Annotated in this window: 26 protein-coding genes; 7 read left to right on the forward strand and 19 right to left on the reverse strand. The window is 64.6% G+C overall.

Going from position 1 to position 24904, the window contains the following annotated elements; translation table 11 throughout:
* The 3 genes from Q2941_RS39745 to Q2941_RS39755 all read right to left on the reverse strand — a co-directional run.
* A partial coding sequence (locus Q2941_RS39745) for an enoyl-CoA hydratase/isomerase family protein (RefSeq protein WP_458195896.1) occupies window positions 1-231 on the reverse strand: 231 nt, incomplete at its 3' end.
* The gene (locus Q2941_RS39750; protein WP_254112788.1) at window positions 228-1373 is read right to left on the reverse strand and encodes an isobutyryl-CoA dehydrogenase; all 1146 of its coding nucleotides are present in this window, start codon (window positions 1371-1373) and stop codon (window positions 228-230) included. The genes Q2941_RS39745 and Q2941_RS39750, both read right to left, overlap by 4 nt.
* Before the next feature lie 21 nt (window positions 1374-1394).
* Entirely contained in the window at window positions 1395-2891 is a 1497-nt protein-coding gene (locus tag Q2941_RS39755) for a CoA-acylating methylmalonate-semialdehyde dehydrogenase (protein WP_027523780.1), read from the reverse strand.
* A 101-nt stretch (window positions 2892-2992) separates the two neighbouring features.
* On the opposite strand from Q2941_RS39755, the gene Q2941_RS39760 reads away from it, so the two are divergent.
* Entirely contained in the window at window positions 2993-3901 is a 909-nt protein-coding gene (locus tag Q2941_RS39760; protein ID WP_027523779.1) for a LysR family transcriptional regulator, read from the forward strand.
* A gap of 91 nt (window positions 3902-3992) precedes the next feature.
* Here the strand turns inward: Q2941_RS39760 and Q2941_RS39765 are convergent, their stop codons facing one another.
* Window positions 3993-4610 carry a TetR/AcrR family transcriptional regulator gene (locus Q2941_RS39765; RefSeq protein ID WP_458195897.1) on the reverse strand — a complete coding sequence of 206 codons (618 nt, stop codon included), beginning with the start codon at window positions 4608-4610 and terminating at the stop codon, window positions 3993-3995.
* A 59-nt stretch (window positions 4611-4669) separates the two neighbouring features.
* Window positions 4670-5209, reverse strand: coding sequence for a PaaI family thioesterase (locus Q2941_RS39770; RefSeq protein WP_027523777.1), 540 nt, complete (start codon window positions 5207-5209; stop codon window positions 4670-4672).
* Between the two features lie 155 nt (window positions 5210-5364).
* Here Q2941_RS39770 and Q2941_RS39775 point away from each other — a divergent pair, with 155 nt between their 5' ends.
* The 4 genes from Q2941_RS39775 (at window position 5365) to Q2941_RS39790 (ending at window position 9628) form a co-directional block, all read left to right on the forward strand.
* Window positions 5365-6135, forward strand: coding sequence for an enoyl-CoA hydratase (locus Q2941_RS39775; RefSeq protein ID WP_458195898.1), 771 nt, complete (start codon window positions 5365-5367; stop codon window positions 6133-6135).
* A 235-nt stretch (window positions 6136-6370) separates the two neighbouring features.
* Window positions 6371-7561, forward strand: coding sequence for an acetyl-CoA C-acyltransferase (locus tag Q2941_RS39780; protein WP_027523775.1), 1191 nt, complete (start codon window positions 6371-6373; stop codon window positions 7559-7561).
* Between the two features lie 111 nt (window positions 7562-7672).
* The gene (locus Q2941_RS39785; protein ID WP_458195899.1) at window positions 7673-8962 is read left to right on the forward strand and encodes an MFS transporter; all 1290 of its coding nucleotides are present in this window, start codon (window positions 7673-7675) and stop codon (window positions 8960-8962) included.
* Between the two features lie 390 nt (window positions 8963-9352).
* Window positions 9353-9628, forward strand: a complete 276-nt coding sequence (locus tag Q2941_RS39790; protein WP_084801476.1) for a DUF3303 domain-containing protein — start codon at window positions 9353-9355, stop codon at window positions 9626-9628.
* Window positions 9629-9821: 193 nt separating this feature from the next.
* On the opposite strand, the gene Q2941_RS39795 is transcribed toward Q2941_RS39790, so the two are convergent.
* Window positions 9822-11192 carry an acyl-CoA carboxylase subunit beta gene (locus tag Q2941_RS39795; protein ID WP_458195900.1) on the reverse strand — a complete coding sequence of 457 codons (1371 nt, stop codon included), beginning with the start codon at window positions 11190-11192 and terminating at the stop codon, window positions 9822-9824.
* Window positions 11122-12096 carry an IclR family transcriptional regulator gene (locus Q2941_RS39800; protein WP_027523772.1) on the reverse strand — a complete coding sequence of 325 codons (975 nt, stop codon included), beginning with the start codon at window positions 12094-12096 and terminating at the stop codon, window positions 11122-11124. The genes Q2941_RS39795 and Q2941_RS39800 overlap by 71 nt, the downstream gene beginning before the upstream one ends.
* A 42-nt stretch (window positions 12097-12138) precedes the next feature.
* Between Q2941_RS39800 and Q2941_RS39805 the strand changes: the two genes are divergently transcribed.
* Window positions 12139-12414 (forward strand): acyl-CoA carboxylase biotin carboxyl carrier protein subunit, encoded by a 276-nt coding sequence (locus Q2941_RS39805; RefSeq protein WP_256576071.1) that lies wholly within the window; start codon window positions 12139-12141, stop codon window positions 12412-12414.
* Between the two features lie 136 nt (window positions 12415-12550).
* Entirely contained in the window at window positions 12551-14398 is a 1848-nt protein-coding gene (glsA, locus tag Q2941_RS39810; protein WP_458195901.1) for a glutaminase A, read from the forward strand.
* A 12-nt stretch (window positions 14399-14410) separates the two neighbouring features.
* Here the strand turns inward: glsA and Q2941_RS39815 are convergent, their stop codons facing one another.
* From Q2941_RS39815 to Q2941_RS39870, 12 genes are all read right to left on the reverse strand, one after another.
* Window positions 14411-14713, reverse strand: a complete 303-nt coding sequence (locus Q2941_RS39815) for a nucleoside triphosphate pyrophosphohydrolase family protein (protein ID WP_027523769.1) — start codon at window positions 14711-14713, stop codon at window positions 14411-14413.
* Window positions 14714-14738: 25 nt separating this feature from the next.
* The gene (locus Q2941_RS39820) at window positions 14739-15266 is read right to left on the reverse strand and encodes a carboxymuconolactone decarboxylase family protein (RefSeq protein WP_458195902.1); all 528 of its coding nucleotides are present in this window, start codon (window positions 15264-15266) and stop codon (window positions 14739-14741) included.
* A gap of 486 nt (window positions 15267-15752) precedes the next feature.
* A complete protein-coding gene (locus Q2941_RS39825; RefSeq protein ID WP_458195903.1) occupies window positions 15753-16109 on the reverse strand; it encodes a Zn-ribbon domain-containing OB-fold protein in 357 nt (118 codons plus the stop codon).
* Window positions 16106-17242: a thiolase family protein gene (locus Q2941_RS39830; protein WP_458195904.1), complete on the reverse strand. Its 1137-nt coding sequence runs from the start codon at window positions 17240-17242 to the stop codon at window positions 16106-16108. Before Q2941_RS39830 ends, Q2941_RS39825 begins: the two co-directional genes overlap by 4 nt.
* Before the next feature lie 147 nt (window positions 17243-17389).
* Window positions 17390-18589, reverse strand: coding sequence for a CaiB/BaiF CoA transferase family protein (locus Q2941_RS39835; RefSeq protein ID WP_458195905.1), 1200 nt, complete (start codon window positions 18587-18589; stop codon window positions 17390-17392).
* A gap of 129 nt (window positions 18590-18718) precedes the next feature.
* Window positions 18719-18919: a hypothetical protein gene (locus tag Q2941_RS39840; RefSeq protein ID WP_027523764.1), complete on the reverse strand. Its 201-nt coding sequence runs from the start codon at window positions 18917-18919 to the stop codon at window positions 18719-18721.
* A gap of 120 nt (window positions 18920-19039) precedes the next feature.
* A complete protein-coding gene (locus Q2941_RS39845) occupies window positions 19040-20209 on the reverse strand; it encodes an acetyl-CoA acetyltransferase (protein ID WP_458195906.1) in 1170 nt (389 codons plus the stop codon).
* Window positions 20210-20287: 78 nt separating this feature from the next.
* Window positions 20288-20938, reverse strand: a complete 651-nt coding sequence (eda, locus tag Q2941_RS39850) for a bifunctional 4-hydroxy-2-oxoglutarate aldolase/2-dehydro-3-deoxy-phosphogluconate aldolase (RefSeq protein ID WP_027523762.1) — start codon at window positions 20936-20938, stop codon at window positions 20288-20290.
* A 13-nt stretch (window positions 20939-20951) separates the two neighbouring features.
* Window positions 20952-21929: a sugar kinase gene (locus Q2941_RS39855; protein ID WP_027523761.1), complete on the reverse strand. Its 978-nt coding sequence runs from the start codon at window positions 21927-21929 to the stop codon at window positions 20952-20954.
* A 29-nt stretch (window positions 21930-21958) separates the two neighbouring features.
* The gene (gene denD / locus Q2941_RS39860; RefSeq protein WP_027523760.1) at window positions 21959-22945 is read right to left on the reverse strand and encodes a D-erythronate dehydrogenase; all 987 of its coding nucleotides are present in this window, start codon (window positions 22943-22945) and stop codon (window positions 21959-21961) included.
* 67 nt (window positions 22946-23012) lie between these two features.
* Window positions 23013-23939: a carbohydrate ABC transporter permease gene (locus Q2941_RS39865; RefSeq protein ID WP_027523759.1), complete on the reverse strand. Its 927-nt coding sequence runs from the start codon at window positions 23937-23939 to the stop codon at window positions 23013-23015.
* The gene (locus Q2941_RS39870; RefSeq protein WP_458195907.1) at window positions 23932-24888 is read right to left on the reverse strand and encodes a carbohydrate ABC transporter permease; all 957 of its coding nucleotides are present in this window, start codon (window positions 24886-24888) and stop codon (window positions 23932-23934) included. The genes Q2941_RS39865 and Q2941_RS39870 overlap by 8 nt, the downstream gene beginning before the upstream one ends.
* Window positions 24889-24904 lie beyond the last annotated feature (16 nt).

Genomic DNA, 24904 nt, shown 5'->3' on the forward strand with positions numbered 1-24904 from the left:
CTCCCAGAGTGCGCGGATATCGCCGCCGGCACACAGGCCGCGCTCGCCGGCGCCTTCGAGAAGGATCACGCTGACGGCCGGATCGACCTCGAAGCGGTCGAGCGCTTTCTCGATGTCGCGAAACATCTCCAGCGTCACCGCGTTGATCGCCTTGGGACGATTGAGCCGGATCACGCCGGCCGAACCTTCGACGCGCGCGATCAGATCGCCCTCTTCTACCACAACCGTCATCGCGCGCCCTCGATCAGCTTGCGCGCCACGATCAGCCGCATGATCTCGTTGGTGCCTTCGAGGATCTGATGCACGCGCAGATCGCGCACGATCTTCTCGATGCCGTATTCGCTGAGGTAGCCGTAACCGCCGTGAAGCTGCAGCGCGTGGTTGGCGACCTCGAAGCCGACATCGGTGCCGAACCGCTTTGCCATGGCACAGAGCATGGTGGCGTCGGGATCCTTGCGGTCGAGCGCGGCGGCTGCGCGCCAGAGGAACGTGCGCGCGGCCTCGAGCTCGATCGCCATGTCGGCGAGGCGGAATTGCAGCGCCTGGAATTCGTCGAGGCGCTTTCCAAACGCCTTACGCTCCTTCATGTAGCTGCGCGCCTTGTCGAGCGCGGCTTGCGCGCCGCCGAGCGAGCACGCCGTGATGTTGAGGCGGCCGCCATCGAGGCCGGCCATCGCGATCTTGAAGCCGACGCCCTCCGCGTCCAGCCGGTTTTCAACCGGCACGCGGGCGTTCTCGAAAATCACGGCGCGGGTCGGCTGGGCATTCCAGCCCATCTTGCGCTCGTTGGCGCCGAACGACACGCCCGGCGTCTTGCCGTCGATGACCAGCGTCGAGATGCCGCCGGGACCGTCACCGCCGGTCCGCACCATCGCAACGAGCACGTCGGTGCCGCCGGCGCCCGAGATGAATTGCTTCTGGCCGTTGAGCACGTAATGATCGCCGTCGCGCACTGCGCGCGTCCGCAGCGCGGCGGCATCGGAGCCTGCGCCCGACTCGGTCAGGCAGTAGCTCGCGATCAGCTCCATGGTGCAGAGCTTCGGCAGCCATTTGTGGCGCTGGGTGTCGCTGCCGAAGGCATCGATCATCCAGGACGCCATGTTGTGGATGGAGATGAAGGCCGAGGTGGTCGGACAGCCCGTCGCGAGCGCTTCGAAGATCAGCGCCGCATCGAACCGCGTCATGGCGGATCCGCCGACGTCGTCGCGGATGTAGATGCCCCCCATGCCGAGCTTTGCGGCCTCGCGCATCACGTCGACGGGAAAGTGCTTCTCCTCATCCCAGCGCAGCGCGTGCGGCGCGATCTTCTCGGCCGCAAACGCCAGCGCCATGTCGCGAACCGCGACCTGATCCTCGTTCAGAGCGAACTGCATGTCGAGCTCGCGCTGTTTGAGTTACTTCATCAGCGGTATCGAGAACTCCGCGCCTTCCTTGACGCCGGACGGCCAGCGCGAGGTCACCGTCTTGGTCTTGGTGTAGAAGCGGACCGAGTCCGGGCCGTGCTGGTTGAGATCGCCGAAGCCGGACTTCTTCCAACCGCCGAAGGTGTAATAGGCGATCGGCACCGGGATCGGCACGTTGATGCCGACCATGCCGACGTTCACCTTGGCCGCAAAGTCGCGCGCGGCGTCGCCGTCACGGGTGAAGATCGCAACGCCGTTGCCGTAGTCATGATCTGACGGCAGCGCCAGCGCCTCCTTGTAGTCGTGCGCGCGCACGACCGAGAGCACGGGACCGAAGATCTCTTCCTTGTAGATCCGCATGTCCTTGGTGACGTTGTCGAACAGCGAGCCGCCGAGATAGAAGCCCTTCTCGTAGCCCTGCATCTTGAAGCCGCGGCCGTCGACGGCGAGTGTCGCGCCCTCCTTGATGCCGATGTCGATGTAGCTCTTGACCTTCTCGACCGCCTCGCGCGTCACCAGCGGGCCGTAGTCGGCGGACGGATCGATCGAGGTGCCGATCTTGAGCGACTCGACGCGCGGGATCAGCTTCTCCATCAGGCGGTCGGCGGTGGTCTTGCCGACGGGGACCGCGACCGAGACCGCCATGCAGCGCTCGCCGGCCGAGCCATAGCCCGCGCCGATCAGCGCATCGACCGCCTGGTCCATGTCGGCATCCGGCATGACGATGGCGTGGTTCTTGGCGCCGCCGAAGCACTGGCAGCGCTTGCCGGTCTGGGCCGCGCGCTCGTAGATGTACTGCGCGATCGGCGTCGAGCCGACGAAGCCGATGGCCTTGATATCGGGATCGTCCAGGATCGCATCGACCGCTTCCTTGTCGCCGTTGACGACGTTGAGGATGCCTGCCGGCAGACCCGCTTCCATCATCAGCTCGGCTAGCAACATCGGCACGCCCGGATCACGCTCGGAGGGCTTGAGGATGAAGGCGTTGCCGCAGGCGATGGCGGGCGCGAACTTCCACATCGGGATCATCGCCGGGAAATTGAACGGCGTGATGCCCGCAACGACGCCGAGCGGCTGGCGCAGCGAATAGATGTCGATGCCGGGGCCAGCGCCTTCGGTGTATTCGCCCTTCATCAGATGCGGAATGCCGCAGGCAAACTCGGCGACTTCAAGACCGCGCTGGATGTCGCCCTTGGCGTCGGGAACGGTCTTGCCGTGCTCGCGCGCGAGCAGCTCGGCGAGCTTGTCGTAATCGCGCTGCACCAATTCAACGAATTTCGTCATCACGCGGGCACGGCGCTGCGGGTTGGTCGCGGCCCATTCCGGCTGGGCAGCACGGGCGTTTTCGACGGCTGCACGGACTTCCGCTTTCGACGCCAGCGCCACCTTGGCCTGGACGTCACCGGTCATCGGCTCGAAGACGTCGGCCGTACGGCCCGACTTGCCCTTCACTTCCTTGCCACCGATGAAATGTCCGACGTCGCGCATGAATACCTCCCTCAAGAGCGGGTTAGATAGCTTTGACAAATCCTATTGACCTGCATTTTATAGGATTCAAGTCTGAGATATTGCACCATAGATGTGCGAAAATGCTGGATCAAGGCGCGATCGATTGGGACGACTTCCGCTTCGTGCTGGCCATCGTGCGGGGCGGCTCGGTGTCGGCTGCGGCAAAACAGCTCGGCGTGGATCATGCGACGGTGATCCGCCGCGTCGACCGGCTGGAGAAGCATCTCTCGGCCAAGCTGTTTGACCGGCGCAAGACCGGCTACCTCCTTACCGAAGCCGGCCAGCGCGTCGCCGACAGCGCGGAGGCGATGGAATCGACCATCGTCGCCAACCAGGAACAGGTCGGCGGCTCGCTCGCGCGGCTGACCGGCACGGTGCGGATCGGCGCGCCCGACGGTTTCGGCACTGCGTTCCTCGCGCCGCGGCTCGCACCGTTTGCGGACCGGTATCCCGATCTCGATCTGCAACTTGTGGCTACGGCACGGCTGTTCAGCCTCTCCAAGCGCGAGGCCGACATCGCAATCAGCCTGACCATGCCGAAGGAAGGCCGCATCGTCGGCCGCAAGCTGCTCGACTACCGCCTCGGGCTCTACGCCGCCCCCGCCTATCTCGACCGCTTCCCGACGATCACCTCGCGTGAGGCGCTGCCGCAGCATCGCTTCGTCGGCTATATCGAGGAGCTGCTGTTCACGCCGGAGCTCGATTATCTGCCCCAGGTATCACCAAAGATTTCCGCACGTTTCCGCAGCGCCAATCTGATCGCGCAACTCAACGCCACGCTCGCCGGTTTTGGCATTGCCGTGCTGCCGCATTTCATGGCGGCGGATTATCCGCAGCTTCGGCCAGTGCTCCCTGCGGAGATCTCGATCACCCGCACCTTCTGGATGCTGATGCATGCCGACAGCAAGGATCTCGCGCGGATTCGGGCGGTGGCCGATTACATCTGTGAGATCGTGGAGCGCGAGCGGGCGCTGTTCGCGGGACGGTGAAATCGTAGCGTGCCCACCTCTTTTCTCGCCGCGGAGGCAGAAGCGGTGGGCACGGCGCTGGCGCGCCTTTGCCCACCCTACGGCATTTCGCCTAGCTCTGCTTCTCGCGCGGCTTCTTGGCAGCCGGCTCACGACGCGCGCTGTCGAGCGCGGTATCCTTGCCCGCCTTCAACACCTCGTCGGAGAGCTCGCTCGAGCCGGCAATCCGCGCTAGCAGCATGGTGCCGGCCATCGTCGCAAGCGTCGCGATCGCCTGCTTGCGCGCGGCCTTGCGCGGCACGCCGGTGACGTGATCGGCCAGCATCTCGATCATCTCGTCGAGCTTGCCGGAAAAGGCTTTGCGCGTCTTCGGGCTCTCGCGGGCGATCTCGGCGCCGAGCGCGGGGATCGAGCAGCCATGGCCGGGGTCGTCGCGGTGCAGCGCGGAGAGATAGGTCTCTGCGATCAGCGCCAGCCGCTTCTCGGGAGCGACCTCGCCGGTCATCTTGCGCCAGTGATCCATCGAGCGGTCCATGGCGTAGGCAAACGCCTCGATCACCAGCCCCTCGCGGGAATCGAAATGCGCATAGAACCCGCCATGGGTCAGGCCGGCCTCCTTCATGAGGTCGGCGACGCCGATGCCGTGCGCGCCCTTCTCGCGCAGCCGCACGGACGCCTTCCTCACGATGCGGTCGTGGGTTTCCTGCTTGTGTTCCCTGGAATAGCGCATGCCGGTCTCATTGGATGTCGAAGGTCATGTAATAACACGCTACCTGCGAAAATGGAGCATTAATTCGCTGTCAGGTTATTGCCGATCATTGCAAAGGTCGCGGTTGCGTGCACCGCAAGGTCGCCCCTGCCATTGCGGACGAAGCCTTCGGTGTAGCTGGTCTGGCGCCCGAGCTTGACCACCTTGCCTTCGGCCGAGATCAGTCCCGAGCGGACCGAGAGCGGGCGCAGGAAGGTCAGCTTCAGATCGAGGGTGACCGAGCCCTGGCCGGCTTCCAGCCGGGTCGTGATCGCGCAGCCCATGGCGGTATCGAGCAGCGCCGCGGCGGTCGCCCCGTGCAGAAGCCCGATGGTATTTTCGAGATCCTCCCGCGGCTCCAGTTCCATCACGATCCGGCCCGGCTCGACCACGGCCATGGCGAAGCCGATCAGCATCGCAAGCGGCGGAGCGGGCAGCCGGCTGTCGCGGATCGCCTCCATGACCTCGATGCCGGATAGTCCCATCGCGGCCTTGGCGACCGGCCCCGGCGCCTGCCAGCCCACCACCCGCTCGCGCCGGAGCGCGGGCGAAAACAGCTCTATCGTATCGGCTTCAGTCATGGCGGCCTCTTTTATATGATATATATCATACTATAGAGCGGATTTCGCCTTTTGCAACTTGATCAGCTCCAACGCTTGACAAGCCAGCGTTTCGGACCGGAAGTGACGGTGACCCGCGCGACCCGCCCGTGTCCAACAACGTTCGAGTTCTCACGATGGAAATGCTCAATCCCCACTGCGGCGTGACGCGCGATGCGCGCGGCGTCGTGCAGGTCATGATCTGCAATGCCGGCTCGCTCAACATCTTGAGCTCGCGCGTCACCGACGCCATGCGCGACGGCTTGCAGCGTCTCGCCGCCGACCGCAGCATCCGCGTGGTGGTGCTGCGCGGCCAGAGCGAGAAGAGCCTGATCGGCGGTGCCGACATCAAGGAGATGGCGAAGCTCGACCAGATAGCCGCCGAGGCGTTCATCTCCCGCCTGCGTGATCTCTGCGAAGCCGTGCGCAACTTCCCTGCCCCCACGATCGCGCGGATGCCGGGGTGGTGTCTCGGCGGCGGGCTCGAGGTCGCGGCTGCCTGCGACTTCCGTATAGCCGCGCATGATGCGCATTTCGGCATGCCGGAGGTGCGTGTCGGCATCCCCTCGGTGATCCATGCGGCGCTGTTGCCACGCCTGATCGGCTGGGGCCGCGCGCGCTGGCTGGTGATGACGGCGGAAAACATCGACGCACCGACGGCGCTGGCCTGGGGTCTCGTCGACAAGGTCGCGCCGGAGGGCGCACTCGACGAGGCGGTCGAGCACACCGTGAAGGCGCTGCTCGCCTGCGGCCCCGAAGCGCTACGGTCGCAGAAGGCGCTGCTGCGGCAATGGGAGGAATTGCCGCTGACCGAGTCGGTCAATCTCAGCGTCAAGGTGTTCGGCGAGTCGTTCCTGACGGATGAGCCGACCCGGCTGATGCAGGAATTCGTCAACCGGAAGCGGTAAGGCTGTCTCGGCATCCAGTACGCCGCAGCCTCTCCGTATCCTTGCACTGCCTCTCGAATACTGGATCACCCGCTTTCGCGGGTGATGACGGCGTTGTTTGTGGCGTGGCCGCCCACCAACGCTAAAAAAATCTCATCCCACGCACGACAATTTCTCATGCCGGGTGCAGTTGCATTTTTTGCGACGCATCATATGATGATCATAATCTCACAACATCCTGCCCAGGGAGCCCGCCATGGCCGCTGATCCCGTCGTCATCGTCTCTGCCGCCCGCACGCCACTTGGCCGTTTCATGGGCGAGCTGTCGCCGCTCGCTGCGCACAAACTCGGCTCGCACGTGATCTCCGCGGCGCTGGACCGCGCAAAACTTGCGCCCGAGAAGGTCGACGAGGTCTTCATGGGCTGCGTGCTGCCCGCGGGCCAGGGCCAGGCGCCGGCCCGCCAGGCGGCGCGCGCGGCGGGCCTGCCCGATGCCACCGGCGCGACCACCGTCAACAAGGTCTGCGGGTCCGGGATGAAGGCGACCATGCTGGCGCACGACATCATCCGCGCGGGCTCGGCCGACATCGTCGTCTCCGGCGGCATGGAGAGCATGAGCAATGCGCCCTACCTGCTGGCGAAGGCGCGCGGCGGCTACCGCGCCGGCCACGACCGCATCATCGACCACATGATGATGGACGGGCTGGAGGACGCCTATGAGACCGGCCGCTCGATGGGCGACTTCGGCGAGGCCACTGCGGAAGCCTATCAGTTCACGCGCAGGGATCAGGACGCCTTTGCGATGGAGACGCTGAGCCGCGCGCGCAAGGCGGTGGAGAGCGGCGCGTTCAAGGCCGAGATCGCACCGATCACGCTCAGCGAGAAGGCCGGTCCTCGCGTCATCGCCAATGACGAGCATCCGCTGAAGGTCGATCCGGCAAAGATCCCCGGATTGAAACCGGCGTTCCGCGCCAACGGCACTATCACGCCGGCGGCGTCGTCCGCCAATGCCGACGGCGCAGCCGCGCTCGTGCTGATGCGCCGCACGCTTGCCGATCGCAATGGCCTGCCGGTGCTGGCCGAGATCAAGGGCCACGCCACCCACAGCCAGGAGCCGCAATGGTTCACCACCGCGCCGATCCCGGCGATCCGCAAGCTGCTCGACAAGGTCGGCTGGAGCGTCGATGACGTCGACCTGTTCGAGATCAACGAGGCCTTTGCCGTGGTGGCTATGGCCGCGCAGCGCGACCTCGGTATTCCCAGAGAGAAGCTCAACGTCAATGGCGGCGCCTGCGCGCTCGGGCATCCCATCGGCGCCACCGGCGCGCGGCTGATCGTGACGCTGCTTCATGCGCTGGAGGCGCAGAACCTCAAGCGCGGCGTCGCGGCACTCTGCATCGGTGGCGGCGAAGCGACCGCGATCGCGGTCGAGCGGTTTGCAAACTAGGCAAAATGTCCGGAATTGAGGGAAGTCTGGCATTTCAGACGCGCGCGACTCGTGCCAGAATGCCAGGCTTGAACAGGTCACGCTAAATCCTCCAGGTAAGGTTGGGGCTCAATGATTTCGAACTGGCTCGCGGCAACACTTGGCCGCCGAAAGATTCACTACGGCTGGGCGATGGTCGGCGTGACCTTCCTCGCCGCGCTGATCAGCGCCGGCACCGTCGGCGCGCCCGGCGTGTTCATCGTGCCGCTGCAAAAGGAATTCGGCTGGAGCACCGCGGAGATTTCTTCCGCGCTCTCGATCCGTTTCATCCTGTTCGGCCTGATGGCGCCGTTCGCAGCCGCCCTCCTCAACCGCTACGGCCTGCGCAACGTGACGCTGACGGCGCAGCTCATTGTCGTCTCGGCGCTGGTGGCTTCGCTCGGGATGACGCAGGTCTGGCAGCTCATGCTGCTGTGGGGCGTCGTGATCGGCATCGGCACCGGCATGACGGCGCTGGTGTTAGGGGCCACCATCGCCACGCGCTGGTTCGCCGCGCGGCGCGGCCTCGTGGTCGGCATCATGACCGCGAGCGTCGCCACGGGGCAGCTCGTGTTCCTGCCGCTGCTCGCGGGCCTCACCGAACGCTTCGGTTGGCGTCTCGCACTTTCTTTCGTCTGCCTCATGCTCGGCGTCTCCGCCACCGCCGTCGCGCTCGTCATGCGCGACCGGCCGAGCGATGTGGGCCTGCGCCCGTTCGGCGACGAGGGCAGCGAGCCCGTGCCCGTCCCGCCGGTCAGCCACGCGCCGATCACAGCCGTTGCGCTCGGCACGCTGCGCGACGTCTCGACGTCGAGCGCGTTCTGGATTCTGTTTGCGACCTTCTTCGTCTGCGGCGCCTCGACCAACGGTCTCGTCCAGGTGCACCTGATCCCGATGTGCCTTGATTTCGGCATCCCGCAAGTGCAGGCAGCAAGCCTGTTAGCTGCGATGGGCATCTTCGACTTCTTCGGCACCATCATGTCCGGCTGGCTGTCCGACCGCTACGACAATCGCTGGCTGCTGTTCTGGTACTACGGCCTGCGCGGGCTCTCGCTGGTGTTCCTGCCGTTCAGCGATTTCTCCTTCTACGGCCTGTCGTTGTTTGCGATGTTCTACGGTCTCGACTGGATCGCCACCGTGCCGCCGACGGTGCGCCTGACGGCGCAAAAATTCGGCCCCGAGCGCGCCAATCTGGTGTTCGGCTGGATTTTTGCCGGCCACCAGCTCGGCGCCGGCACCGCCGCCTTTGGCGCCGGCCTGTCGCGGACGCTGCTGGCGAGCTACCTGCCCGCCTTCTTCATCGCCGGCGCACTCTGCGTGTTCGCCGCGCTGATCGTGCTGGCGCTCGCGCGGCATCCAAAGCCTGCGCCTGCAGTCGCGTAAAAGGGTCACCATGCCGCGCTGCTGAATGTGGCCCGATGCCCAGGGGTGCGCGGGCCATAGCCGACCAGGCCCCCTTCTCTACTGCGTCCCGGTCGCCATGGATTGTGTGAAATCCGTAGCTCTTGGCGAGGTACGCGATGCTGGCGCGCTGCTTAGAGTCAAAACCGGCAATGCTCGATTGAACCCAGCGCTCACGCACCAACCGAAGGTACTTCACTCGCGACGTATCACCATGTCCGCTTTGCACCAGGGCGCGTGCCGGAGAGCGGCGCCCTGCATCACACTAACGCACCTCTTCATTCGCCGTTGTTATTCGATCCGCAGACGCTATCCTGCGCAGGCGGCGCCGCCGCGGCATTCATCCGATAATTCAAGTTATGGGAGAATCGCATGAAATTCATAACCACGTGGAGTGTACCTCAAGGCACTTTCAATGCAGCCGTCGCCCGCTTTCTGGAAACCGGCGGAGCACCACCCGAAGGCGTCAAGATGCTGGGCCGCTGGCATGGAATGAACGGACAGGGATTTGCGATCTCTGAATCGAGTGATCCAAAGGCGATGTATCGCTGGCACGCACAATGGGCTGACCTGCTCCCGTTGACCGTCACACCTTGCCTCGAAGACGGCGACGCGGGTGAAGTGATGGCGTCGCTACCCAGGCGTTGATCCTCAATCCTCCATCACTGCCGCCGCCAAGATCGGCGGCAGTGGCCTGCCCGACCGGTTCGCAATGTCGGTCTATCGGCGGAAGGCAGGAGATGAATGGCTTCCAGTCGAAACGGAGACGTGAGCACGAGCGCCATGGCTCGACGCGAAAACTGCCGGTAGTCCGCGCGTCGCCTCGCGATGCGCGACGAAGCTACGGCCTGATCGTCATATTCGCCGGCGGCCCCGGCGTCCTGAGCGGCTCGGCCAGCCGCGCAAACTCGCACAGCAGGGACCGCGTTTTGCGGGGATCGATGATCTCTTCGACCCAGAACTTTTCGGCCGAGCGGAACGGCGAGCGCAGCTTGTTGAGGCGATCCTCGATCTCCTTCAGCTTCGCCGCCTTATCCTCCGCCGCATCGATGTCGGCGCGATAGGCCGCCTCGATCCCGCCTTCGAGCGGCAGCGATCCCCAATAGGCCGACGGCCAGGCGTAGCGGATCGAGAAGCGATCGGCCGGCTGATGTACGACGCCGGCAACGCCAAACGCGTTGCGCAGGATCACCGTGCACCAGGGCACCGTGGTCTGGTTGACCGCGGCCATGGCGCGCACGCCGTGGCGGATCGTGGCGGCCTTCTCCGCGTCCAGCCCGATCATGAAGCCCGGGCAATCCATGAGATAGACGACCGGCAGATGGAAGGTTTCGGCGAAGTCGACCCAGCGCACCACCTTCTGGCAGGCGTCGGCGGTCCACGAGCCGCCATAGTGGAAGGGATCGCTGGCAAGCAGCATTACAGCCCTGCCCTCGAGCCGCGCGAGGCCAACGATGACCGGCTTGCCGAAATTGCCGGCGACCTCGAAGAACGAGCCCTTGTCGACGACGGACTCGATGATGGGGCGCATCTTGTAGACCTGCCGGCGGTTGCGTGGCACGGCCTTCGTCAAGCCCTCGTCAATGCGTTCCGGGTCGTCATGACAGGGCAGCGTCGGCGGCAATTCGTAGACCGATGACGGCAGATAGGACAGAAAGCGCCGCGCGCCGAGGCCCGCGACCGAACCGAGCCCCAGCGCCACGACAGGCACGCGCGCGAGATTCTCCGTCGTGAAGCGATACCAGCGCGTGCCGCCGATGCCACCCGGCAGGTTCGCCGCGCCCTTGGTCTCGATCGTCTTGACCGAGCCGCCGCCGCCGGAGCCCTCGATGATGCGGATGATGGGCAGGCGGAAATCGTGCGCCATCTCCTCCGCCATCAGCGGCTTGGCGGAGATCGACGCATCTGCCGAGCCGCCGCGCACTGTGAAATCGTCGCCAACCACTACCACCGTGCGGCCGTCGACCCTGGCGCGGCCGAACACGCAGTTGGCCGGCGTCACATGCTTGAGCTCGCCATGCGCGTCGTATTCACCGATGCCGGAGACGGCACCGATCTCGTGAAAGCTGCCTTTGTCGATCAGCCCGTCGATACGCTCCCGAACAGTCAGTCGGCCCTGGTCATGCTGTCGCTTGACCTTGTCAACGCCGCCCATCTCCCGCGCGAAGGCTTCGCGCCGGGCGAGCTCGTCGAGTTCCGGCTTCCAGTTCATTCAGTCCCTCCGGCGCGATAGGCTTGTTGTTATTTCGCACGGCCATCGCGATCGGCTTGCGCTCGAGACGATTGTTGAGGAAGTCGCCCTCGGCGCCTTCGAGCAGGTCGCCGACCGCCTTGCCGAGCTTCACCATCAGCGGCGCGACTTCGCTGTGCAATCGTTCTTCGTCATACATGGCTGCCAGGAGGCCGATCGTGACCACCACGACAGTCTGGTATTGCGGCGACCACATCGGCACCGCGACGCCGTTGATGTGCGGGCTCCACAGGCCGCAGGCCACGACATAGCCATGCTCACGCAGGAACTGGCGATTGGCCTCGATGCGCGGCTTCAGAAGCCGCGCCGCCTCCGGCGCTTCCCGCTCCATCTCCGCGACCAGGGCATCGCCGATCTCCGGCTGTAGCGCCGCCGTATAAGCGGCACCCGCGGCAGTCGAGGCCATCGCGATCCGGCTGCCGGTTCCTTCATGCAAGCCGAGCGCGCTCGCCGAGCGGGCAAACTCGAGATAGACGAGATGGAACCGATCGGGGATGACGAAGCCCACCGTCCCCGGCAATTGCTCGGCGACATCCTCGAGCCGCAGGTGGATGAGGTTGCGCAGCTGCGCGCCCTTCATCATCGAGGCGCCCATCGCGACCGCGCTCGGCCCGATCCGGTATTTCTGATCGCGCGGCAGATACACCAGCTGCCCCATGCGCGTCAGCGTGTGCGTGAGCCGCGACACCGTCGAGCGCGGCAGGCCGCAGCGATTGGAGATTTCGAGATTGCCGAGCCGCGCCTCGTGGCCCTCGAAGCATCGCAACACATCGAATGCGCGCGATACCACCTGGATGACATCACTTTCGCCAGCCTCGCCAGCGAGCATGCCTTGCCTACTCAACCGCTCCGAACGTCGTCCCATGTTTCCTACCACTATGTTTCGCTCTGCGGAATTAAATTCCGCTTGAAGGACACGCTACCTCAGGCATCTTGCGACGACAACAAAAAGGCGATTGGCATGCCAGAAATTAAGATCGTCACGGAAGTCGCAGGACGCATCTGCGCGATTCCCGTTGAAGTTGGAAAAAGCGTCGCGGATGGCGACGACGTTGCATTCGTCGAGGCCATGAAAATGGAAATTCCGGTGCCCTCGCCTGCGGCAGGCACGATCACATCGCTCCTCGTCAAGCTGGACGACGTCGTCGCCGAAGGCCAGGCGATCGCGATCATCGCGAGCTGACAATGCAATCAGCACCGCGACGGTCGCAGGCTTACCCGGCCCGAACGATGAAATCTTTCGTTGAGTCGCTAGCGTTGCGTGGGCAGCCCATTCCGGGCGGGTTGCGCGCGTCCTGATGGCGTTGCACAAGGAGGACATGACACCGCTATCATCGCCTGCCAGCGCCTGGACACAAACGAAGCCGCCTTTACTGCGGTTCCTCGACACTTGCCACGCCGAATTCGGTGCCGAAAACTCCGGCACGGTGGCCGACTACATCCCCGAGCTCAGCAAGGCCGACCCTGCCTATTTCGGCATCAGTCTCGCGACGCTGGACGGCCATGTCTATGAAGTGGGCGACAGCCGGGTGCCCTTCACCATCCAGTCGATGTCAAAGCCGTTCGTGTTCGCGTTGGCGCTGGACGTGCTGGGCGCGGCGCGGGTCGAAAGCGCGATTGGCGTCGAGCCCTCGGGCGATCCCTTCAACTCGATCCGGCTCAATGCGGAAAACCATCCGTTCAACCCGATGGTCAATGCCGGCGCGATCGCCTGCACTGGGTTGATCCAGGAGTGCAAGGGCGAGGCGGCGTTCGAGGAGATTCGCAAGGCACTCGGTCGCTTCGCCGGGCGCGAGCTGGACGTGGACGAGGCCGTCTACACCTCCGAAAGCCAGACCGGCGACCGCAACCGTGCCATCGCCTATCTCCTGAAAACCAATGCGGTGATCGCGGATAATGTCGCGGCCGTACTCGACGTCTATTTCCGGCAATGCGCCGTGCTAGTCACCGCGCGCGACATCGCGGTGATGGCGGCAACCCTTGCCAACCGCGGCGTCAACCCGGTCACCGGCGAGCAGGTGATGACGCCTTACGCGATCTCGCGGACGCTATCGGTGATGACGTCGTCGGGCATGTACGACTATGCCGGCGAATGGATCTACCGGATCGGCATCCCCGCCAAGAGCGGCGTCGGTGGCGGCATTCTCGCTGCCCTACCCGCCCGGCTCGGGCTCGGCAGCTATTCGCCAAACCTCGACAAGCACGGCAACAGCGTGCGCGGCATCAAGGTCTGCGAGGCGCTGTCCTCGCATTACGACCTGCACATGCTCAACCGCAGCGACGACGCGCGCAACGCGATCATCGCGGACTATCACATCGGCCAGAGCCCTTCGCGCCGCGTCCGCCGCCTCGGCGAGCGCGAGATCCTCGCAGCCCACGAGGACGAGGTTCGCGTCATCGAGCTCGTCGGCACCCTGTCGCTCTCGGCCGTCGACTACATCTCGCGGCGGCTTGCCGCGCGACCGCGGCCTCAACTCGTGATCTTCGACCTGCACCGGGTCACCTCGACCACACGCGCCGGCGCGCGCCTCGTTGCTGAGGCTTTTGAGGAGCTCGCCGCACTGAACGTCACCGTGGTCCTGTCCGGCGTCCAGCGCGCCTCGCGGGAATGGAACGCGCTTCGCGAATGGACGGCGAAGCTGAAGAACGTTCGCGACTTCTACCTGCTCGACACCGCGATCGAATGGGCGGAAGACCAGATCGTCTACCGCTATGGCGGCGCGATCGATTTTCACGAGACCACGGAGCTCGTCGAGCAGCCGCTGCTTGCGGGCTTGAGCGAGGAAGAGCTGACCGACCTCGGCTCGCTCTGCACGATCCGCACCTACCAGACCGGCCAAAAAATCGTCGCGGCCGGCGATCCCGCCGATTCCCTGTTCTTCCTGCGCAGCGGCGCGGTGCACGTCACGCTGCCCGACGGCGTTCGCCTGGCGACGCTGACGGCCGGCATGGCATTCGGCGAAATGGCGCTGCTGGAATCGACCCGCTCCGCGGACGTATTGGCCGACATGGCAGCGACCGCCTTCGAGGTGCCGCTGAAGGATTTCGAGCGTTTTCGTCAGCAGCATCCGCACGCCAGCGAGCGCATCATGCGTAACCTGGCGCAGCTCCTCGCCGACCGGCTGATCGTCGCCAACGCCAAGGTGGATATTCTCACCTCGACCTGAGCAAGCTGCGGTTCAGCGGCTCGCCGCCTCGCGCAGGCGCCTGTTGATCTTGGCTGCGCTTGCCTGGAGCAATTCGGATGGCTTCTGGCCGGTCGCCGCGCACAGGCAGGCCCAGTAATAGATGACATCGCCGAGCTCATCGACGAGCCCCGCCTCGTCGAGCCAGCTATCGCGCAACAGCAACTTGATGTGCTCCGCGACCTCGCCGGCTTCGCCGGCGAGGCCAAGCCCGAGATAGGACAACCGCTCATTAGTCGGGTGCTCATCGACTTTCGCAATCGTCGCGGCCCAGGCTGCATACTCATCGATCGTCATCGGCATTCCTCGCCGTTTTTTCGGATCAGCCTACCACCTCCGTCACCGGTTGGAGGTCGATCTCGAATGTCTCAAGAAACTTCGACGTCATGATGTAGAAGCCGACCGCAAGCTGCAACTCGACCAGCGCGCCCGGCGTGAGTTTTGCGGCGATCGCCTTGAAGGTCGCGTCCGTCGGCTTGTTCAGCTTGACGATCTCATCAGTGAACGCGAGCGCCGCGCGCTGCGTCTCGGTAAAGCACGTCGCCGCCTGCCAGTTCGCAAGCGCCTCGTTCTGCTCGTCGGTGACGCCGACCGTCTTGCCGATGCGCTTGTGCGCGATGATCTCGTAAGGCGCCTCGCAGAGAATCCCGGTCCGCGTGATCGCAAGCTCCCGCACGATCGGGTCAAGCTCGCCCCGGCTCCTGATCGCGCCGCCCAGCCGGCAGTACTGCACGAAATAGTCAGACGAATGCGACATCATGCGGAAGATGTTGGCGTTGCGATTCTTGGCGAGTATGTCGCGGGTGCGCTCGGACGCCTTGGAAGGATCGGCGTAGTCGATACGGGCCATCAGTCACCTTGAGTATTGCTCTTGTAGCGGCTTTTACGGACGGTTTCTCGAGACTATTCTTGCACCGACGCAAGAGCAACAACATCGAGTCAAATTGCCGCCGTAATGCTGAACGACCTTGCAACCGTCGATATTCGCCGCGTGGGGACAAATCGCAGCGAATACTCGAAGTGGGGTGTTCCGAGTAAAAAAATGGGACCGTCGCTTGCGCAGCGCGCGCAGCGATGAGTCACGCCCAGGTCTAGGGAGTAAACGGCATGAAGGAAGCCACCAGGAGGGCGGCCTCGGAAGCGTTCGCGCATATGCTGGCGGTGACGGCGATGCTGGTCATCGCCAGCATATTGTTCTACGGGCGCTAAAAAGAGATTTCGTCATTCCGGGGTGGTGCGTACGGGACCGCGCAAAGCGCGCGGCCCGGTAACCAGACCCAGAATTCCGTTCCAGGTTCGGTCCGTTTGACCGCCCCCGAATGACGAAAACCATTAATTAAACCTTGCCGAAAAACGGCACGAACCTTCCGGCAAACGACACGAACTGCGCGGTGACCTCGTCGCCAATCGCGAGATCCTTCTCACCGTGCGCCATCATGCGAAAGCCCTCGGCGCAATCGACGAGCAGGATGTTGTAGGGCACATGTGCGCGCGTCTCGGGCGTGGCCGCGCGGCAAACCAGCGAAGTGGCGTAGACCCTGCCCTTGCCGCTCGCGCGATGCTCCCGCGGATCTGGCGCGCCACAGGCTGCGCAGAAGTCGCGGTGGAAGTACTGCACGCCGCCGCACGATCTGCAGCATTGATAGACGATCGCCGCCTCGCCCTTGGTCCAGTCCGCGATTCGCGCGCTCATCGCACCCGCTCCAGGAACATGCTGACATGGGAGGACAACACGCCGCCGTCGCCATGCAGCAGCGCGATCGAGGCGTCGCGGACCTGACGATCGCCTGCGCGTCCGGTCATCTGGAGCTGCGTTTCGACCAGATGCGCCATCGCGCCGCCGACGCCGCAATGTCCGTAGCTGAGGAGTCCGCCATGCGTGTTGAGCGGCATGCGTCCGTCGTGGCTGAAATATCCGGACCGCACGCGCGCGGCGGCCTCGCCGCGTCCGGCAAGGCCGAGGTCTTCAAGCAGCATCGCGAGCGTGATGGTGAAGCTGTCATAGACCGCGGCATAGCGCACATCGGAGATCGCAAGACCAGAAGCCTGCTTCGCGCGCGCGATCGAAATCTCGGCGCCAAGCTCGCTGAGCGCCGGAGCTGCGGTGACATGCTGATGGGTATGCGCCTGCGCGCAGCCGCGGATCCGCACGCCGGCCTCGCCGGTCCGCTCGCGGCTGATCACGAAGGCGGCGCCGCCGTCGGACACCGGGCAACAGTCGAGCAGTTTTAGCGGCAGCGCCACGGGCTTGGACGCCATCACGTCCGCGACCGTGATCGGCTCGTGGAATTGCGCGCCGGGATGGGTGCAGGCGTGCGCGCGCATCAGCACGGCGAATTCCGCGAGGTCCTCCTCCGTCACGCCGTACTCATGCATGTAGCGGGAGGCAACGAGGCCGTAATAGGCGGGGATGGTCGGGCCGAGCGGCACCTCGTAATCGGGATGTCCGACCTGCGCCAGCGCCTGGATCGAGGCATCGCGGCTTTGCCCGGTGAGGCGATTCTCGCCGGCGACAACGAGCACATGCCGCACCACCCCGGCCTCGACCAGATGACGGGCGAGCATGGTCATCGCGAGGCCCGTCGCGCCGCCGACCTGCACGGCGTGGGCGTAGCTGGGGCGGATGCCGAAATGCTCGGCGAAGACGGTCGCCAGCATGATGTGCGGCGACACCGTCGAATAGCCGCAGAGGACGCCGTCGATCTCCGCGCGCGTCAGCCCGGCATCGTCGAGCGCAAGCTGGGCCGCGCGGCTCATCAGGTCGAGCGAGGATGAGCCTTCATGCTTGCCGTAGGGCGTGAGCCCGACGCCGGTTATGAAGCTCATGTTACCACCTCCCCATCGTCATTCCGGGGCGGTCCGTAAGACCGAACCCGGAATCTCGAGATTCTCAGGTGCGCAAGTGCGCACCATAGTTCGATGCTGTCGCATCGCCCCGGAATGACGGATGAGAGAGCCGTCATCTCCTCCTCCCTATTCGGGCGGCGAACGGGTCACGCCGTCACGTATCAGGGCCGCGATCTCGTCGGCGGAATAGCCGATCTCCTTCAAAATCTCCGCGCCGTGCTCGTTGAGGCGCGGCGCGAGCCGTGACGGTTCGGCGTCGGTGTCAGACCACGTCGCGGTGACCTTCATGCTGCGGATCGGGCCTTCGGTCGGATGGTGGACGACCGGAAAGAAGTCGGTCGCCTCCAGATGCGGATCGTGCAGAATAGTTTGCAGATCGTGCATCGGCATGACCGGTACGTCGGCCCTGGTCAAAAGCTCGATCCATTCGGCGGTCGTGCGCGTCTCGAAGATGCGCGCGAGCTCGGCATAGACGAAATCGATGTTCGCAGCGCGGCCGGCAAAGGTCGCAAACCTCTTGTCGGCGCGCAGATCGTCGCGGCCGGTCGCCTCGAAAAAATTCTGCCACTGCTTGTCGTTGTAGACGATCACGCTGAGATAGCCGTCCGCAGTCTTGTACGGCCTGCGGTCGCGCGACAGATGCCGCGCGTAGCCGCCCTTGTCGAGCGGCGGCTCGAAGGTGAGCCCACCCATGTGATCACCCATGACGAAGCCGGCCATGGTCTCGAACATCGGGATGTCGACGCGCTGACCGCGCCCGGTGCGGTCGCGATGCACGAGGCTGGCGCAGATCGCACCGACCGCGGTGAGGCCGACGATGCGATCGACCAGCGCGTTCGGCACGTAGCGCGGCACGCCGTCGCCGGTCTGCGCCATCAGCGCGGGCAGCGCGGTTGCGCCCTGGATCAAGTCGTCATAGGCGGGCTTTGCGGCATAGGGCCCGTCCTGGCCGAAGCCGAATACGCCCGCATAGACGAGGCGCGGGTTGATCGCGGAGACCACGTCATAGCCGAGCTGAAGGCGCGCCATGGCCTGCGGCCGCACGTTGTAGACGAGGACGTCGGCGTCCCTGATCAGCCGCAGCACGGCGTCGCGGCCGGCCGGCTTCTTCAGGTCGAGGCAGATCGAGCGCTTGCTGCGATTGGTGTTGAGGAATACCGGGCCCATGCCAGCATGACGCATCGGGCCGATCAGGCGGGTGACGTCGCCTTCGAGCGACTCCACCTTGACGATGTCGGCACCGTAGTCACCGAGCATCTGGGTCGCATACGGTCCCATCAGCACGGTCGTCATGTCGATGACCTTGATGCCCTTTAGTGGCCCCATCGTTCACTCCCGATTGCGCGGGGCCAAAGATGCGGCCCGCGATTTCGGCCAGCTAACTGAAGCGGCGAGGCTCAAGCAAGGGCGGCCGGCGTATGGCCGCATGCGCCGCGTGCGAGCACGGCGCGCCGCTTATTTCTTCTGGCGGGCTTCGCGGATCTTGAGCAGCCGGTCGAGCTCGTCGTTCTGCTGGTTGATGCGATCGGCGATACGCGCCTCGCTCTGCTCGCCGGACGCAGCGGCGGCCTGCTCGATGAGCTGCCTGATATTGCCCTCGAGGATCGCGATGCGATCGTTGAGTTCGTCTAGTGACAGCGAGCTATCATTGCTCATGATGCATTCCCCGGAAATCAATCAAGAGCACGAGGGTGAGCGAACCGAAACGTGCCCACCTTGACATAGCGCAAGGAAGGACGGGCATGGCGCATTCGCGGTCTTGCCCACCCTTACGGGTTACTTCAACGGCTCCAGGACGGAAACGTAGTTGGCGACCGCCGCGCCGCCCATGTTGAAGATGCCGCCGAGCCTGGCGTTCTTGATCTGCATGCCCTCGGGCGCCTGGCCTGCAAGCTGCATTGCGGCCATCACGTGCATGGAGACGCCGGTGGCGCCGATCGGATGGCCCTTCGACTTCAACCCGCCCGACGGATTGACCGGCAGCTTGCCGTCCTTCAGCGTCCAGCCTTCCTTGATGGCGCGGGCGCCCTGCCCCTTCGGCGTCAGGCCCATCGCTTCATATTCGATCAGCTCGGCGACCGTGAAGCAGTCGTGGGTCTCGACGAAGGAGAGGTCGGCGAGCGAAACGCCGGCCTTCTCCAGCGCGCGCTGCCAAGCGACGGTGCAGCCCTCGAACTGAAGGATGTCGCGCTTGCTCATCGGCAAAAAGTCCTGGGCGTGCGCGGTGGCGCGGAAGCCGATCGACTTGCCCATGCCCTTCGCTGTCTCGGCGTCGGCCAGCACCAGTGCCGCGGCGCCGTCGGAGACGAGAGAGCAGTCGGTGCGCTTCAGGGGACCAGCGACGTAAGGATTCTTCTCGCTCTCGGAGCGGCAGAACTCGAAGCCAAAATCCTTGCGCATCTGGGCGAAGGGGTTGGCGACGCCGTTCTTGTGGTTCTTGGCCGCGATCAGCGCCAGCGCATCGGACTGGTCGCCGTATTTCTGGAAATAGGCGCTGGCGATCTTGCCGAACACGCCGGCGAAACCGCCAACGGTGTCGCCGTCTTCCGGCAGGTACGAGGCCTTGAGCAGGTTCTTGCCGATCTCCGGACCCGGCGTGCGCGTCATCTGCTCGACGCCGACGACCAGCACGATTTTGGCAGCACCGGCCGCGATCGCGCGCAGGCCCTGGTGCACGGCGGCCGAGCCGGTGGCGCAGGCGTTCTCGACGCGGGTCGCCGGCTTGAAGCGCAGATGGGGATCGGCCTGTAGCACCAGCGAGGCGGTAAAATCCTGCGGCGAGAAGCCTGCGTTGAAATGACCGAGCAGGATCTCGTCGACATCGCTGGCGGAGATGCAGGCATCCGCAAGCGCCTCATTGGCGACGCGCGTGACGAGGCTTTCGACCGTCTCCGTGTCGAACTTGCCGAACGGTGTATGCGCCCATCCGACGATGCTGGCGGTCATGGTCACTCTCCTCAGGTCTTCCCTCATCTCCCCTTGGGCCGATTCTTAGCCCATCGGGCCCAAGAGTTCACCAAAACTTCACGCGGCTTTGAGGCCCTTCAGGGTGCGCTGGCAGATGGCAGTTATGCCGGCCCAGTTCCCGGCCCTGATCTCCGCCGCCGGGCAGAGCCAGGAACCGCCGACCGCCAGCACGTTCGGCTCGGCGAGCCAGGTCGCCGCATTGGCCTCGCCGACGCCGCCGGTAGGGCAAAAGCGCACATTGGGGAACGGACCGCCCAGGGCCCGCAGGCCCTTGATGCCGCCGGCCTGCTCCGCCGGGAAGAACTTTGCCAGATCGAAGCCGAATGCCAGGGCCTGCATCAGCTCGGATGCGGTCGCAATGCCCGGGGCAAAGGGCAAGGCGCTGTCGGCGGCGGCCCTCAAGAGATCGGGCGTGCCACCCGGGCTGATGCCGAACTTGACACCGAGTTTCTCGGCGCGCGCGAGGTCGGCCGGGTTGAGGATGGTGCCGATTCCGACGATCGCATCCGGCACCTCCGATATCATCGCTTTCGCCGCCTCGATCGCAACGGAGGTGCGCAGCGTCACCTCCAGTGTCTTGACGCCACCGGCAACGAGGGCACGCGCCAGCGGCACGGCATCCTCGAGACGCTCGATGGTGAGGACCGGGATGACGGTCGCGGCCTTGAACAGCGCGGCGAGCTTTTCCTGTTTGATAGTCGTGGTCATATCGTTTCGATCTTCACTTTGTCGCTTGGCGTGAGGTTACCGGCCGGTGCCGCTTCTTCGGCGGCATGGCATACGCCGGAATGATGGCACCAGGATAGCAGATCACGAGGCTCGCGAGGCGATGGCCGGCCTGTGCGGCCTCGACCGGATCGGAGCCGGCAAGCCGGGCCGCGATATAGGCCGCGGCAAAGCTGTCACCGGCCGCGGTGGTATCGACCACCGGCTTGGTCAGCGGCTCGGCACGCACCTCGCTGGTTCCGCCCGGAAAGCGCAACAGGCTGACCGGCTCGGCGAGACGGAACACCAGCTCGGGCGTGGGGATGCGCGCCATCAAATCAGCGTGGCTTTCGCCGGGGTACAGCGCGAGCAGATCCTCGGTCGAGGTGAGCACGATGTCGGCCGCCTCGAAGGCCGCGGCAAACACCGCGCGGGCGACGTCGCGATCGGGCCAGGCGCGGGCGCGAAAGTTGGTGTCGAACACGAAGCGGGTGCCGAGCAGGCGCGCCCGCTTGATCGCCGCGAACAGGCGCTCGCGCCCGGCCTGATCGTAGATCGAGAGCGTGATCGCGGAGAGATAGACGATGTCGTAGCTCATCAGGGAGTTGAGGATCTCGTCGGTCTCCGGCAGGTCCATCAGCCGGCGCGCAGCCGCGCTCTCGCGCCAGTGAAAGAACTGGCGCTCGCCCTTGGCATCAAGCTGGATCATGTAGAGTCCGGGCAGCTTGCCCGGCAGACGCACCACGCGCCTGGTGCCGACGCCCTCGGCAGTCCAGGCCGCCACCATCTCCTCGCTCAAGGCATCGTCGCCGAGTGCGGTGAAATAGTCGACCTTGACCTCGAGCCGCGCGAGATAGACGGCCGTGTTGAGCGTATCGCCGCCGAAGCCGCGCGAGTAGAGGCCGCCGCCCGGCCCCTGGCCGCCGGACTGCCCGCCTCCTTGGGCCTGCCGGAGTTCGACCATGCATTCACCGATGCAAGCAACGCTCGCCATGACTCGATCCACACTGTTCACCGGTTGCGTCAGGCGACGAAATTGCCGCCGAGCTCGTCTTCGATGTGAATGCGGATGATATCATCGAAGCTCTTCTCGGCGGTGGTGAAGCCGAGCTCGCGCGAGCGCCGTGCATCGAAATTGCGCGGCCAGCCGCCGACAATGCCCACAATGAAGGGATCCGGCTCCCGCTTGATACGCGCGGCGACCTTCTCGCCCGCGACCCGCTTCAAGGCCGCGATCTGCTCGCCGACGGTCGCCGACAGGCCGGGCATGGTGAGATTGCGGCGCGGGCCGACCGCCGCGAGATCCATCGTGCCGGCATGGAGCAGGAAGCCGACCGCGGAGCGCGGCGTCGCGTGCCAGTGGCGGACGTCCTCGGAGACCGGCAGGATCGCTTCCTTGCCGGCCAGCGGCTCGCGCAAAATGTTGGAGAAGAAGCCGGATGCCGCTTTGTTGGGCAGGCCGGGCCGGATGCAGATGGTCGGCAGGCGGATGCCGATGCCGTCGAGGAAGCCGCGGCGGGAATAGTCGGCGAGCAGCAGTTCACCGATCGCCTTCTGGGTGCCGTAGCTGAGCAGCGGCGTGTGGAAGAACTCGTCGCCGATCGCATCAGGGAACGGGGCGCCGAACACCGCAATCGACGAGGTAAAGACCACGCGCGGCTTGTAGCCACCGCCAGTGAGGCGGATGGCGTCGAGCAGCATCCGCGTGCCGTCGAGATTGATGCGATAGCCCTTGTCGAAATCGAGCTCGGCCTCGCCGGAGACGATGGCGGCCAGATGGAAGATCACGTCGGGGCGCCCCGCGATCAGCTTCTCGGCGGCTCCGGGAACGGCAAAATCGCCGGACACCGTCTCGACGGCAAAGCCGGCCTTCTCGGGCTTCTTCGGCTCGACCACGTCATGCATGGTCAGCTTGGTGATGTCGCTCTTGCCGAGCCGGCCGTCGCGCAGCAGCCGTTCGCACAATTTGCGGCCGACCATGCCGGCAGCGCCGAGAACCAGAATGTGCAAGAGCCTACTCCTTCTTATTGGTCTTGAGCGCGCCCGTTCGGGAAGCGCTCGTGACGCGGGCCCGCAATCATTCCTTCACAGCGCCGGTCATCGCCGACACATAATGCTCCACGAAGAAGGCGTAAAGGATAACCAGCGGCAGCGATCCCGCCAGCGCCCCCGCCATCAGCGAGCCCCAGCGGTAGATGTCGCCATCCACGAACTCGTTGACGATCGCGACCGGCACCGTCTTGTTGCTGGTCGATTGCAGGAAGGTCAGCGCGTAGATGAACTCGTTCCAGCACAGCGTGAAGCAGAAGATGAAGGCCGAGATCAGGCCGGGGATTGCCAGCGGCAGCACGATCTTGATCAGGATCTGCCAACGGCTCGCCCCATCGATCAGCGCGCACTCCTCGAGCTCGAACGGGATGGTCTTGAAATAGCCCATCAACAGCCAGGTCGAGAATGGGATCAGGATGGTCGGATAGGTCAGGATCAGCGCCATCGGCGAGTCGAACAGGCCGTACTGGAACACGACGGTGGCGAGCGGGATGAACAGGATCGACGGCGGCACGAGGTAAGCGAGGAAAATCAGGCCGCCGACGAGATTGGCCCCCTTGTAGCGCAAGCGCACGATGGCATAGGCCGCCAGCACCGATGCAATGATCGAGAGCACCGTGGCGCAGATCGCCACATACATCGTGTTCCAGAGCCAGTGCGGATAGTAGCTCTCGAACAGAAGCTTGTGGAAATGCTTGAAAGTCGGATTCCAGGTCCAGAACGGATTGTACCTGTCGAGATCGAGCAACTGCTCGTCCGGTTTCACCGAGGTCAGCGCCATCCAGTAGAACGGAAACAGCAAGACCACGACGATGATCGTGAGCGGCAGATACAGCGTCACGATCCGCCGCGGCACCGACTGCAGATAGCTCATGCCCTCGCTGTGATCGGCCGTTGGCGCCGAGCCCGACAGCACATTTTTGAGATCGATGGATCTGGTGGGCAGGTCAGTCATTGCTCTCTCCCTGCTGCCACTTGCGACGCTGCAGCCCGAACCATGAGACCATGATCGCTGCGAGCAGGAACGGAATCATTGCACTCGATATCGCCGCGCCTTCGCCGAGCTGCCCGGCGATGATCGCGCGCTGATAGGACAGCGTCGCCATCAGATGAGTGGCATTGACCGGGCCGCCGCGGGTCATCGCCCAGATCAGCTGGAAGTCGGTGAAGGTGAACAGCACCGAGAAGGTCATCACGACCGCGATGATCGGCGTCAGCAGCGGATAGGTGATGTACCGGAAATTCTGCCAGCGCGTGGCGCCATCCAGCGTTGCAGCTTCATAGAGCGAGGGCGACACCGTCTGCAGGCCGGCGAGCAGCGTGATCGCCACGAACGGCACGCCGCGCCAGATATTGGCGAAGATCACGCAAATGCGTGCCCAAGTCGTATCGCCGAGGAAATTGATGTTCTGGCTGATCAGGCCGAGATGCTTCAGCGACCACGAGATGATCGAGAACTGGGAATCGAAGATCCACCAGAACGCCAGCGCCGAGAGCACCGTCGGCACGATGAAGGGGATCAGGACCATCGCGCGCAGCATCGCCTTGAACGGCATGTTCTCGTTCAAGAGCAGCGCGAGATAGAGCCCGATCGCGAATTTGAGGGCGCTGGCGACGATGGTGTAGAGCAGCGTGTTGAACACCGACAGCCAGAAGATGGCGTCGTCCCACAGCCACAGATAATTCTCGAGGCCGACGAATTGCCCGACCCGGCCGATGCGGGTGTCGGTGAAGGACAGCCAGATGCCGAGCCCCAGCGGATAGGCCAGGAAGAAGATCAGGAAGGCCATGGCCGGCAGCATGAACCAGAAGCCGAGCCAGTTGCGGTTGTACTTAAGCTGGTCCCAGGCGCTCGCCTCGCGAAACTGAGGCTTGGCTTGGGAAGCAACTACGACATCAGCCATGCCCGACATCCTTGAT

The sequence above is a fragment of the Bradyrhizobium sp. UFLA05-153 genome (genome assembly GCF_054185185.1).